Raw genomic sequence first — 12,641 nt, forward strand, 5'->3', positions numbered from 1 at the left:
GCGTGCGCTCTGCCGGTTCCTTCAAGCGATGCTTACTTCGCGACGATCTGCGCGCCCTTCAGGCGGCCAAACGCGCCTTCCACGAGCGCCTTCTGCTGCTCGTAGTGCTTCGCGTAGTAGCCGACCGCGGGCGAGGCCGAAGCCGGACGGCCGCTATAGGCGAGCTTCATGCCGTCGCGCATGCCTTCGCGCAGATGGTGCTCGATGTAGAACCAGGCGCCCTGGTTCTGCGGCTCGTCCTGCACCCACACGACTTCCGTTGCGTTCTCGTACTTCTTGATTTCCGCGTCGAACTGCTTGTGCGCGAACGGATACAGCTGCTCGATCCGGACGATTGCGACGTCGTTCGACTTCGCTTCACGGCGATGCGCGACGATGTCGTAATACACGCGGCCCGAGCAGCAGATCACGCGCTTGACCTTCTTCGGCTCGATGCTCTCGTCCACTTCGCCGATGACCGGCTGGAACGAACCCTTCGCCAGTTCCGACAGGTCCGACACCGCTTCCTTGTGACGCAGCAGCGACTTCGGCGTGGCGATGATCAGCGGCTTGCGGAACAGGCGGATCATCTGGCGACGCAGCAAGTGGAAGATCTGCGCCGGCGTCGTGGGCTGGACCACTTGCATGTTGTGGTCCGCGCACAGTTGCAGGAAACGCTCGATACGCGCCGACGAGTGCTCCGGACCCTGGCCTTCATAGCCGTGCGGCAGCAGCATCGTGAGGCCGGAGACACGGCCCCACTTCACTTCGCCCGACGAGATGAACTGGTCGATCACGACCTGCGCGCCGTTCACGAAGTCGCCGAACTGCGCTTCCCACGCGACGAACGTGTTCGGTTCGGCGGTCGAATAGCCGTACTCGAAGCCGAGCACCGCTTCTTCGGACAGCACGGAGTCGATCACATTGAACTTGGCCTGGCCTTCCGCGATGTTTTGCAGCGGAATGTAGGTGCCGTCGTTCCAGCGCTCACGGTTCTGGTCGTGCAGCACCGCGTGACGGTGCGTGAACGTGCCGCGGCCCGAGTCCTGGCCCGTCAGACGCACGGCATAGCCCGAAGCCACCAGCGACGCGAACGCGAGATGCTCGCCCATGCCCCAGTCGAGCTTGGCTTCGCCGAGACCCATGGCGCGGCGGTCGTTGATGACGCGCTCGACCAGCGGGTGAACCTTGAAGTTTTCCGGAATCGTCGTGATGCGCTCGGCCAGACGCTTGAGTTCGGCGAGCGGCACGGCGGTGTCGGCTGCGTCGGTCCACTTGCGGTTCAGGAACGGCACCCAGTCGACCGCATACTTGCTCTTGTAGTTCGAGAGCACCGGATCCACCGTGTGATGGCCTTCGTCCATCGCCTGGCGGTATTCCTTGATGAAGGTGTCCGCGTCCGCTGCCGTGATGACGCCTTGCTGCACCAGCTTCTCGGCGTAGACGGCGCGCGTGCCCGGATGCTTCGCGATGGTCTTGTACATCAGCGGCTGCGTGACCGCCGGCGTGTCCTGCTCGTTGTGACCCAGCTTGCGGAAGCAGATGATGTCGACGACCACGTCCTTGTGGAACTTCATGCGGAAGTCGATGGCCAGCTGCGTAGCCAGCACGACCGCTTCCGGATCGTCGCCGTTCACGTGCAGCACCGGCGCTTCGATCATCTTGACCACGTCCGAGCAATACAGCGTGGAGCGCGCATCGCGCGGGTCCGACGTCGTGAAGCCGATCTGATTGTTGATGACGATATGCAGCGTGCCGTGCGTGCCGTAGCCGCGCGTCTGCGCGAGGTTCAGCGTTTCCATCACGACGCCCTGGCCAGCGAATGCGGCGTCGCCGTGCACTTGCACCGGCAGCACTTGCAGGCCTTCTTCGTCGCCGCGGCGATCCATCCGCGCCTTGGCCGAACCTTCGACCACCGGGTTCACGATTTCAAGGTGCGACGGATTGAATGCGAGCGACAGGTGAACCGGGCCGCCTTCGGTCGACACGTCCGACGAGAAGCCCTTGTGGTACTTCACGTCGCCGGCCGGCAGGTCATCGACGTGCTTGCCTTCGAATTCGGCGAACAGGTCCGCCGGCATCTTGCCGAGCGTATTGACCAGCACGTTCAGACGGCCGCGGTGAGCCATGGCAATGACGATTTCCTGCACGCCGCTCTTGCCGCCGTGACGCACGACTTCGTCCATCGACGCGATAAAGCTCTCGCCGCCTTCCAGCGAGAAGCGCTTCTGGCCGACGTACTTCGTGTGCAGGAAGCGCTCGAGGCCTTCGGCGGCCGTCAGGCGATTCAGGATGTGCTTCTTCTTGTCGTTCGAGAAGTCCGGCGTGGAGCGGATCGACTCCAGCTTTTCCTTCCACCAGCGCTTCTGTTCCGGATCGCTGATGTACATGTACTCGGCGCCGATCGTGCCGCAGTACGTGTCGCGCAACGCCTTGACGATGTCGCGCAGCGAGGCTTGCTCGAAACCGAAGTACAGGTTGGTCGCGTTGAACACCTGGTCCATGTCGGCTTCAGTGAAGTCGTAGAAACCGGGTTCGAGTTCGGGAATGGCGGGACGCTCGCGGCGCTTGAGCGGGTCGAGATTGGCCCACTGCGAACCGAGGAAACGATAGGCGCCAATGAGCGACTGGACGTAGACCTGCTTGCGTGCAGTGGTGAGATCCCCGGTGCTGGCGCTCTCGCGCGGCAGGAAGGCATTGGCCTTCGCGCGCTGGGCGAACGATTCGACGATGGGGCCGTGAGCCACGTCGTTGTGTGCCGTGCCGTCAGAAGCGGGCACGTTTTGCAACGCGTCGAAATAGGCGCGCCAGGTCTCGGGCACTGACGCAGGATTATCGAGATATTGCTCGTACAACTCTTCGACGTACGGAGCATTGCCGCCGAACAGATAAGAGTTCGACTGGAATTGCTTCATCATTTTACGCTCACCTTTCTTCGAGTTTCTCGAGGAAGTGCGGGTTACAAAACCTTCCGCGCCACGGCCTGACCGTTTAGCGGATTGCGCGAATCAAGTCTGCTTGGAAGGACCTAATAGCACTAGCTAATCTGATAAGCATAGCACAGAACACCATTGCTCTGAAGTTCAGGAAGCCCGCAAACGCTTGTCCCATGCCGATGACCGGGTTTGCAAGCGGCACTTTGCCGTTGCTCGCCGCCGGTTTCGACGCATGCTGGACGCGCGTGACGCGATATCGGAATGACACCGTGACCGACCCCAGGCTTTGCACACTGAACTACCCGAGCGAACTCTGTCGCGACGGGTCGGAACGCGGCACGGGCCGGGCATTCCCGGCTCTGACGCATCCGGATCGCAACCCACGCACGCCATGTGCTTCAGGAGTAAATATGCTATCCAGCTTCGATTTTTCAAATGCTTCGTCCCAGTCTTTGCCTGCCGTGACGGGTGCGTCTCTGGTGCCGCCGGTCGTGACCACCCGGTCGAGCAGCTCACAGTCGTCGTCCGCCGGCAACGGCAGCAACTATTCGACGTCGACCACCGCATCGGTCACAACACCGCCGACTGCTTATTACGGTTCGGACTCGGGCACGGACGGGTTCTCGTCGATGATGAACGATCCCGATCAGGCGGCGCAGATGCGGGACGCCGCAGTGGAACGGGCCGGGCAGATTGTCGCGGCACAGGGCGGACAACCGCAGTTCGTATCGCCGCAAGTCTTCCAACCGCAGGTCATCCAGCCGCAGATGATCCAGCCACAGGTCGTTCAGCCGCAGATCACCCAGCCGCAGACCGCGGAGACGCAGGCTCCCGCTGAGCAGCACACCGAGGGACCGTTGGCAGCAGCGCTCCATGATGTGGCGAACTTCGGCCAACATGTCCTGCAAACCGTTCTCCAGCCCCTTGCCGGACTTGCCGATCCGGTGAAATAACCCGCCGCGCGACGGCTCGGCAGCGAAGCGACCGCAAGCGCCTCGAGCCTGCGACAAAAAAACCCGGCGGTGCATGACGCACCGCCGGGTTTCATGATTCGCCACGCGCCGCAGCCGCGACGCGCGTCTTGTTACTCAGCGTTGGCTTCGCGGCTCGCGCGGCGACGCTCGTGTTCCTTCAGATGACGCTTGCGCAGACGGATGTTTTGCGGCGTGACTTCGACCAGTTCGTCGTCGTCGATGAACTCGACCGCGTATTCCAGCGACATCGAAATAGGCGGCACGAGGCGCACGGCTTCGTCGGTGCCCGAGGCGCGCACGTTGGTCAGCTGCTTGCCCTTGATCGGGTTCACGACGAGGTCGTTGTCGCGGCTGTGGATGCCGATGATCATGCCTTCATACAGCGCATCGCCCGGCGACACGAACATGCGGCCGCGATCCTGCAGCTTCCACAGCGCATAGGCGACGGCCGCGCCGTCGTCCTGCGAAATCAGCACGCCGTTGCGGCGCTCGCCCACCGAGCCTTCCTTGACGGGCGCGTAGGAGTCGAACGTGTGGCTCATCAGGCCCGTGCCGCGCGTGAGCGTCAGGAATTCGCTCTGGAAGCCGATCAGGCCGCGTGCCGAGATCTTGTACTCGAGACGCGTGCGGCCGCGGCCGTCGGACGTCATGTCGAGCATTTCGCCCTTGCGACGGCCCAGCTCTTCCATCACGCCGCCCTGATGCTGGTCTTCGATATCCACCGTCAGGTTTTCATACGGCTCGCACTTCACGCCGTCGATTTCCTGCAGCACCACGCGCGGACGCGACACCGCGAGCTCATAGCCTTCACGGCGCATGTTCTCGACCAGAATCGTCAGGTGCAGTTCGCCGCGACCCGAGACTTCGAACGTGGTTTCGTCGCCGGTGTCCTTCACGCGCAGCGCGACGTTGTGATTCAGTTCCTTCGTCAGACGGTCGCGAATCTGGCGGCTCGTCACGAACTTGCCTTCCTTGCCCGCGAGCGGCGACGAATTCACGAGGAAGTTCATCGTCAGCGTGGGTTCGTCGACGGTGATCATCGGCAGCGCGTCGGGCTGTTCCGGCGAGCAGATGGTCACGCCAATGCCGATTTCCTCGATGCCGTTGATCAGCACGATGTCGCCGGCCTGCGCTTCCTCGACCTGCACGCGCTCGAGGCCGTGGAACGAGAGCACCTGGTTGATCTTGCGGTTCAGGATCGCGCCGTCCGGACCCGAACGCACGGCCACCTGCATGCCGGGGCGGATACGGCCGCGCGCCACGCGGCCCACGCCGATACGGCCCACGTACGAGTTGTAGTCGAGCGAGGTGATCTGGAGTTGCAGCGGACCGTCCGGATCGGCCGGACGAACGGGAACGTGCTCGAGAATGGCTTCGAACAGCGGACGCATCGTGCCTTCGCGCACTGCGGGATCGAGGCCAGCGTAGCCGTTCAGGCCCGACGCGTAGACGATCGGGAAGTCGAGCTGTTCTTCAGTGGCGCCGAGCTTGTCGAACAGGTCGAACGTCTGGTTGATCACCCAGTCGATACGCGCGCCCGGACGGTCCACCTTGTTGATCACGACGATCGGCTTCAGGCCGAGCGCAAGCGCCTTCTTCGTGACGAAACGCGTCTGGGGCATCGGGCCTTCGACGGCGTCGACCAGCAGCAGCACGGAATCGACCATCGACAGCACGCGCTCCACTTCACCGCCGAAGTCCGCGTGTCCCGGCGTGTCGACGATATTGATGTGCGTGCCTTCGTATTCGACGGCGCAATTCTTGGCCAGAATCGTGATGCCGCGTTCCTTTTCGATGTCGTTCGAGTCCATGACCCGTTCGGCGACCTGCTGGTTTTCACGGAACGTGCCCGACTGGCGGAGCAGCTGGTCGACGAGCGTAGTCTTGCCGTGGTCGACGTGGGCAATGATGGCGATATTGCGGAGGGCGCGAGTCATATAGAGGTATCTTGGTTGTGCGCCGTCGAGCGAATCCCGAATCCCGTTCAAGGGATAGGCGAGATTTCCTGGCCCGGCAGCCCCTCAAGAACCGTCATGCAAGCATGACTTCGCGGGCTCGGCGCGGTGAGAACCGTAAATTATAGCACGCACAAATGTCGTTCTCTCGCAATAGGACGCAACCCGGGACGCTTCCACTCGAATTCCATTCTCCCGCCCTGCACTGCAAGCCCTCCCGGCTCCTTAAGCATTTTCCGAAAAACATTCTTGCAGCACAGCAGACGCTTACTTATAATCCTGCCTAGTCAACTATTGCAAGCGCACCCAGTTTTGTCATGAGCGACGCCCCGAAAGCCACGCCGATCAGCGAATACGTGCTCAACGAGAGCGTCGGGTATCTGATCGGCCGCGTGCGCTCGACCATGGGAAACATGGTCACGCAGCACACCACCTCCGAACTCGGCATTACCAGCACGCAGGCCAGCATCCTCTTCATGCTGGCGGTCGGCAAGTGCGTGACGGCCGCCGATATCGCCCGTGAATACGGCATCGACGCCAGCGCGGTCACGCGCCTGATCGACCGGCTGGAGAAGCGCGGATTGCTGTCGCGCGTGCGTAGCGAGGAGGACCGGCGCGTCGTGCGGCTCGCGCTGACCGACGAAGGCCAGGCCACCGCCGAACGCGTTCCGGCCATTTTCACGCGCGTGCTCGATCACCTGCTCACCGGCTTCACGCCCGAGGAAGCAGGCTTCCTCAAAAGCATGCTCCGGCGCATCCTCGCGAACTCGTGCGATCCGTCGGTAGCCGGGCTGGCCTGCGCCACCGACCGAGCCAGCAGTTCCTTGCGATGACAAGCAAATCGCCGAGCGCCAGTCCGCAAACTGATTGCAATGTCCATTATTGATGTTCATCTCGAGAGACGGGAAATGAAACACCTCTCCTTGTCCGCGCTTCGCTCCGGAGCCCGGCCGCTCAGCCGCGCCAGAGGCGCAGCCGCGGCCGCTGCGGCCGCCTTCGTGGTGGCGGGCTGCGCGAACTACGCCGGCATTTCCAGCGACAAGACCGTCGCCACGCCCGACAACTTCGCAGCGACCCAGAGCGTGCCCGGCCAGGGCGGCCAGTGGCCGACGCTCGACTGGGCCAAGCAGTTCGGCGATCCGCAACTGCCGCAGCTGATCGACGAAGCGCTCGCCGACAGCCCGACCATCGCGCAGGCCCAGTCGCGCCTCGCCAAGGCTTCGTCGTACATCGAAAGCTCGCGCTCGGCGCTGTATCCGAAGGTCAACGGCTCCTATTCGTGGACCCGCGAACTCTATTCGGGCAATGCCCTCTTCCCGCCGCCCTACGGCGGCACGTGGTTCAGCGAGAACAACGTGCTGGCGAGCGCGTCGTGGGATCTCGACCTGTGGGGCAAGAACCGCGCACGGCTGAATCAGGCCGTCTCGCAGCAGAAGGCCGCCGAAGCCGACATGCAGCAGGCGCGCGTGACGCTCGCGGCGTCGGTGGCGCGGACTTATAACCAGCTCGCGCTGCTCTACGCGCTGCGCGACGTCGCCGCGCGCGAGATCGCCAATCGCCAGGATGTCGGACGCATCACGGACGGGCGCGTCGCGGCCGGCATCGATACGAACGTCGAGCGCCGCACCGCGGAAGGCAACGTGGCAACGAGCCAGACGAACCTCTCCGAACTGGACGGCCAGATCGAATCGGTGCGCTATCAGATCGCCGCGCTGCTCGGAAAGGGTCCGGACCGCGGCCTGCAGATCGCGAAACCCGCGCTCGATCCGAAAGTGGACGTGACCGTGCCCGACAACGTGCCCGCCGATCTCGTCGCGCGCCGTCCGGACATCGTCGCCGCGCGCTGGCAGGTGGAAGCCGCGACGCACAACATCAAGGAAGCGAAGGCCGAGTTCTTCCCGGACATCAACCTCGCGGCGGGCTTCGGCTTCGATGCGTTCGGCTGGGGCCGCTTCCTGCAATCGAGCAGCCGCCAGATCCAGGCGGGGCCGGCGGTGCATCTGCCGATCTTCGACGCCGGCGCGCTGCGCGCCCAGTTGAAGGGCCGTTACGCCGACTTCGAGGGCGATGTCGCGAACTACAACCAGACGCTGATCAACGCGATGAACGACGTGGCCACCACCCTCTCGGCCATCCGTTCGCTCAACAAGCAGACGGCCGACGCGCAGCGCGCACTCACGGCTGCTGAGAGCGCCTACCAGCTCGCCGTGATCCGCTACAAGGCGGGCCTCTCGCCGCAGTTGCAGGTGCTGAACGCCGACTCGAACCGGCTCGCCAACGAGCAGACCGTGACCAATCTGCGCCTGAAGCGCACCGATTTGCAGATCGCGCTGATCAAGTCGCTGGGTGGCGGCTTCGACGCCACCAGCAGCAATCTCGCGATCGACGGCAGCGGCCAGCAGCAGGCGGCCAATCAGGCGACAAATCAGGCCACGGCGCCGGCGCAGTAAGCGCCAAGTCAAGCACATCGAATACGCATCAGGACATAACAGGAATACTCGGAGTCATTTCATGAGCGACCCTCAACAAAACGCCGCGGCCGCGCCCGCGCAGAAAGCGGGCAACGGCAAGCGCCGCCGGCTGATGACGCTGATCGTGCTCGTCATCATCATCGCGGCCGTCGCGTACGGGCTGTACTACTTCCTCGTCGCGCGCTTCCACGAGAGCACCGACGACGCCTATGTGAACGGCAATGTCGTGCAGATCACGCCGCAGGTCGTGGGCACGGTCATCTCCGTGAATGCAGACGACACGCAGACCGTGAAGATCGGCGATCCGCTGGTCGCGCTCGATCCGGCGGATTCGAAGGTCGCGCTCGATCAGGCCGAGGCCAACCTCGCGCAGACCGTGCGCCAGGTCCGCACCTTCTTCGTCAACAACAACCAGTACGAAGCGCAGATCGCGCTGCGCCGCTCGGACCTCCAGCGCGCACAGGACGACCTGAAGCGCCGCATGATGGTCGCGCAGACCGGCGCCGTGTCGCAGGAAGAGATCTCCCACGCGCGCGACGCCGTGCGCGGCGCACAGGCTTCGCTCGATGCCGCCCAGCAGGAACTGGCGTCGAACCGCTCGCTGACCGCGAACACGACCATCGCCGATCATCCGAACGTGCTGGCCTCCGCCGCCAAGGTGCGCGACGCGTACATCAACTTCGCGCGCAACACGCTGCCGGCGCCGGTGACGGGCTATGTGGCGAAGCGTTCGGTGCAGGTCGGCCAGCGCGTCTCGCCGGGCAATCCGCTGATGGCCATCGTCCCGCTGAACGCCGTGTGGGTCGACGCGAACTTCAAGGAAGTGCAGCTGAAGCACATGCGTATCGGCCAGCCGGTCGAACTCACGGCCGACCTGTACGGTTCGGGCGTCGTGTTCCATGGCAAGGTAGTCGGCTTCTCGGCCGGCACGGGCTCGGCGTTCTCGCTGCTGCCCGCGCAGAACGCGACGGGTAACTGGATCAAGGTCGTGCAGCGCCTGCCGGTGCGTATCGAACTCGACCCGAAGGAACTGGAGCAGCATCCGCTGCGCATCGGCCTGTCGATGGACGTCGACGTGACCATCAAGAACGACCAGGGCGGCCAGCTCGGCAACGCGCAGAACACGGTCTACCAGACCAACGTGTTCGACAAGTACGGCGCGGAAGCGGACCAGGAAATCGCGCGCATCATCCAGCAGAACGCGGGTACGGGTACGGGCACGGGTTCGCAGGGCGCGGCGTCATCGACGTCTTCGACTTCGTCGACCTCGTCGATCAAGCCGCGCGGCAAGGCGACCCAGTCCGCCTCGGCCACCAAGAAGCTGATGTAAGCGGGCACGCGTCATGTCTTCGCAAAACGTCGTCCATCCGCCGCTGTCGGGCGCGAAGCTCGTCATCGGCACGATCGCCGTGTCGCTCGCGGTCTTCATGAACGTGCTCGACACGTCGATCGCGAACGTCTCGATTCCGTCGATTTCGGGCGACCTCGGCGTGGCATCGGACCAGGGCACGTGGGTCATCACGTCGTTCGCCGTCGCCAACGCCATCTCGGTGCCGCTCACCGGCTGGCTCACGCAGCGCGTGGGTCAGGTACGGCTGTTCCTCGGCTCGATCATCCTGTTCGTGATTGCGTCGTGGCTGTGCGGCCTCGCGCCGACCCTGCCCTTCCTGCTCGCCGCGCGCGTGCTGCAAGGCGCCGTGGCCGGGCCGATGATCCCGCTGTCGCAGACGCTGCTGCTCGCAAGTTATCCGCGCGAGAAAGCGCCGGTCGCGCTGTCGATGTGGTCGATGACCACACTGATTGCGCCGGTCGCCGGGCCGATTCTCGGCGGCTGGATCTCCGACAACATCTCCTGGCCGTGGATCTTCTACGTGAACATTCCGGTGGGGATCATCGCGGCGGGCGCCACGTTCGCGATCTTCCGCGACCGTGACTCGGCGATCCGCAAGGCGCCGATCGACTCGGTCGGCCTCGCGCTGCTCGTGATCTGGGTGGGCTCGCTGCAGGTCATGCTCGACAAGGGCAAGGACCTCGACTGGTTCAACTCCACGACGATCGTCGTGCTCGCGCTGGTCGCGGTGATCGCGTTTGCGTTCTTTATCGTGTGGGAGCTGACGGCCGAGCATCCGGTGGTCGACCTGTCGCTGTTCGCGCTGCGCAACTTTTCGGGCGGGACGATCGCGCTGTCGGTGGGCTACGGCCTGTACTTCGGCAATCTGGTGCTGCTGCCGCTGTGGCTGCAGACGGTCATCGGCTACACCGCGACCGACGCGGGGCTCGTGATGGCGCCGGTCGGACTGTTCGCGGTGCTGCTCTCGCCGATCACCGGCAAGTTCCTGCCGCGCACCGATCCGCGCCGCATCGCGACGGCCGCGTTCATCGTCTTCGCGCTGTGTTTCTGGATGCGTTCGCGCTACACCACAGGCGTCGATACCTGGTCGCTGACCCTGCCGACGCTGATCCAGGGCATCGCGATGGCCGGCTTCTTCATCCCGCTCGTGTCCATCACGCTGTCGGGCCTGCCGGGGCATCGGATTCCGGCGGCGTCGGGGCTGTCGAACTTCGTGCGGATCATGTGCGGCGGTATCGGCACGTCGATTTTCTCGACCGCGTGGGAGCACCGGACCATCGTGCATCACGTGCAGCTGACGGAACAGGCCAACGCCTTCAATCCGAACTTCGCGAATTCCATGCAGCAACTGCACGGCATGGGGCTCTCGCAGGAGCAGACCTACGGCCTGTTCAACAGCATGGCGACCCAGCAGGCCGCGCAGCTCGGGGTGAACGACATGTTCTATATCTCGGCGGGGATCTTCATCGCGCTGATCGCGCTGATCTGGATCACGCGGCCCGAACGCTCGGGCGGCGGGGATTCGGCGGCGGCGGCATCGGCGGCGCATTGAGGGCATTGCCGATACGTTGAGTGCTGCAATGACAAAAAGCCTGGATGAGAATCCAGGCTTTTGTCTTTATTGCGCCGTGACGATCAACCGTTCCGGCGCCAGCACGCCCTCGCCGGCACGCGCCACGCCCAACAACCTCCCGTCGTCCTGTGCGTAGACCCGCATGCGTCCGTCATCGAGCGGCGTGGAGGCCACGTCTGCCAGCCGCAAACGCTGGCCGTGCAGGAAGCGCTTTGCCGCGTCACCATCGAGGCGAATCTCGGGGAACGTGGACAGCAGTGCATCCACCGGCTGAAGCCGCTCGTCGCGCTGCGTTTCGCTCAGGCTGGCGAGCGCATCGAGCGTGACCGCGTGTTCGAGCGTCAGCGCACCGACGCCCGTGCGCCGCAACGCCGTCAGATGCGCGCCGCACCCCAGCGTCTCGCCGATGTCCTCGGCCAGCGTGCGCACGTACGTCCCCTTGCTGCACGTCACGCGAAACGTCACGAGCGGCAACGCGCAGGCGATCATCTGCAACGCGTGAATCGTTACCGGACGCCCCTCGCGCTCCACCGTCTGACCCGCGCGCGCGTATTCGTAGAGCGGCTTGCCGTCGCGCTTGAGCGCCGAGTACATCGGCGGGATCTGCACGATGTCGCCGAGAAACTGCTGCATTGCGTTGACTACGGCCGCTTCGTCGCAGTTCACGTCGCACGTCTGCACGGCCTCACCCTCGGCGTCGCCCGTGGTCGTACGCACGCCCAGGCGCATGGTCGCCTCGTAGGTCTTGTCGGCTTCCAGCAGATCTTGCGAAAACTTCGTCGCCTCGCCGAAGCACAAGGGCAGCAGACCCGTTGCGAGCGGATCCAGCGTGCCCGTGTGGCCAGCTTTCTTCGCCAGATAAATGCGCTTCGCCTTGATCAACGCGTCGTTGCTCGACAGCCCGAGCGGCTTGTCCAGCAACAGCACGCCATCCAGCGCGCGGCGCGGAAGCTTCGGCCGCGCTTGTTTCTCCGAACCGCTCATGGATTACGCGCCTTCCTGACCGTCGTCGGCGTCTTTCGCGCGCGTCGCGTTGGCTTCGTCGATCAGGCGCGACATCTCCACCGCCTTCTCGATTGTCTTGTCGTAGTGAAAATGCAGCGTCGGCACCGTGTGGATATGCAGGCGCTTGAACAGCAGGTTGTGCAGATGCCCGGCCGCGTGATTCAACCCTTCCTGGGTCTGCTGCGGATCGCCGGTGAGCGTCGTGAAATAAACCTTCGCGTGCGCGTAGTCGGGCGTAAGTTCGACGCTCTGAATCGTCACGAGCCCGATGCGCGGGTCCTTCACCTCGCGCATCAGCGCCGACAGGTCGCGTTGAATCTGGTCCGCAATCTGCACATTGCGATTGGGGGAAGACTTGCGTTTAGCCATGATGTTGTTTCCGTTTCTCTTTCGCGCC

General features: G+C 64.0%; 9 protein-coding genes. 5 read left to right on the forward strand and 4 right to left on the reverse strand.

The window, feature by feature from the left end:
• Positions 1–32: 32 nt before the first annotated feature.
• A complete protein-coding gene (locus QCE88_RS10435; RefSeq protein WP_309901581.1) occupies positions 33–2,897 on the reverse strand; it encodes a 2-oxoglutarate dehydrogenase E1 component in 2,865 nt (954 codons plus the stop codon).
• A gap of 428 nt (positions 2,898–3,325) precedes the next feature.
• Here QCE88_RS10435 and QCE88_RS10440 point away from each other — a divergent pair, with 428 nt between their 5' ends.
• Positions 3,326–3,868 carry a hypothetical protein gene (locus QCE88_RS10440; RefSeq protein ID WP_309901583.1) on the forward strand — a complete coding sequence of 181 codons (543 nt, stop codon included), beginning with the start codon at positions 3,326–3,328 and terminating at the stop codon, positions 3,866–3,868.
• Between the two features lie 131 nt (positions 3,869–3,999).
• Here QCE88_RS10440 and typA read toward each other — a convergent pair whose 3' ends face one another.
• Entirely contained in the window at positions 4,000–5,826 is a 1,827-nt protein-coding gene (gene typA / locus QCE88_RS10445) for a translational GTPase TypA (protein WP_309901585.1), read from the reverse strand.
• 335 nt (positions 5,827–6,161) lie between these two features.
• On the opposite strand from typA, the gene QCE88_RS10450 reads away from it, so the two are divergent.
• From QCE88_RS10450 to QCE88_RS10465, 4 genes are all read left to right on the forward strand, one after another.
• Complete coding sequence (locus tag QCE88_RS10450; protein ID WP_309901587.1) at positions 6,162–6,677, forward strand: MarR family transcriptional regulator; 516 nt, start codon at positions 6,162–6,164, stop codon at positions 6,675–6,677.
• A gap of 75 nt (positions 6,678–6,752) precedes the next feature.
• Positions 6,753–8,294 carry an efflux transporter outer membrane subunit gene (locus QCE88_RS10455; RefSeq protein WP_309901589.1) on the forward strand — a complete coding sequence of 514 codons (1,542 nt, stop codon included), beginning with the start codon at positions 6,753–6,755 and terminating at the stop codon, positions 8,292–8,294.
• A gap of 61 nt (positions 8,295–8,355) precedes the next feature.
• A complete protein-coding gene (locus QCE88_RS10460) occupies positions 8,356–9,645 on the forward strand; it encodes an EmrA/EmrK family multidrug efflux transporter periplasmic adaptor subunit (RefSeq protein ID WP_309901591.1) in 1,290 nt (429 codons plus the stop codon).
• Positions 9,646–9,658: 13 nt separating this feature from the next.
• Positions 9,659–11,218 carry a DHA2 family efflux MFS transporter permease subunit gene (locus QCE88_RS10465; RefSeq protein WP_309901593.1) on the forward strand — a complete coding sequence of 520 codons (1,560 nt, stop codon included), beginning with the start codon at positions 9,659–9,661 and terminating at the stop codon, positions 11,216–11,218.
• A 66-nt stretch (positions 11,219–11,284) separates the two neighbouring features.
• On the opposite strand, the gene truB is transcribed toward QCE88_RS10465, so the two are convergent.
• Together truB and rbfA are read right to left on the reverse strand one after the other, a co-directional pair.
• Positions 11,285–12,223, reverse strand: a complete 939-nt coding sequence (gene truB, locus QCE88_RS10470) for a tRNA pseudouridine(55) synthase TruB (RefSeq protein WP_309901595.1) — start codon at positions 12,221–12,223, stop codon at positions 11,285–11,287.
• Between the two features lie 3 nt (positions 12,224–12,226).
• Positions 12,227–12,613 (reverse strand): 30S ribosome-binding factor RbfA, encoded by a 387-nt coding sequence (rbfA, locus tag QCE88_RS10475; RefSeq protein WP_309901597.1) that lies wholly within the window; start codon positions 12,611–12,613, stop codon positions 12,227–12,229.
• Between the last annotated feature and the right edge of the window lie 28 nt (positions 12,614–12,641).

The organism is Caballeronia sp. LZ035 (assembly GCF_031451175.1).
Taxonomy (GTDB): domain Bacteria; phylum Pseudomonadota; class Gammaproteobacteria; order Burkholderiales; family Burkholderiaceae; genus Caballeronia.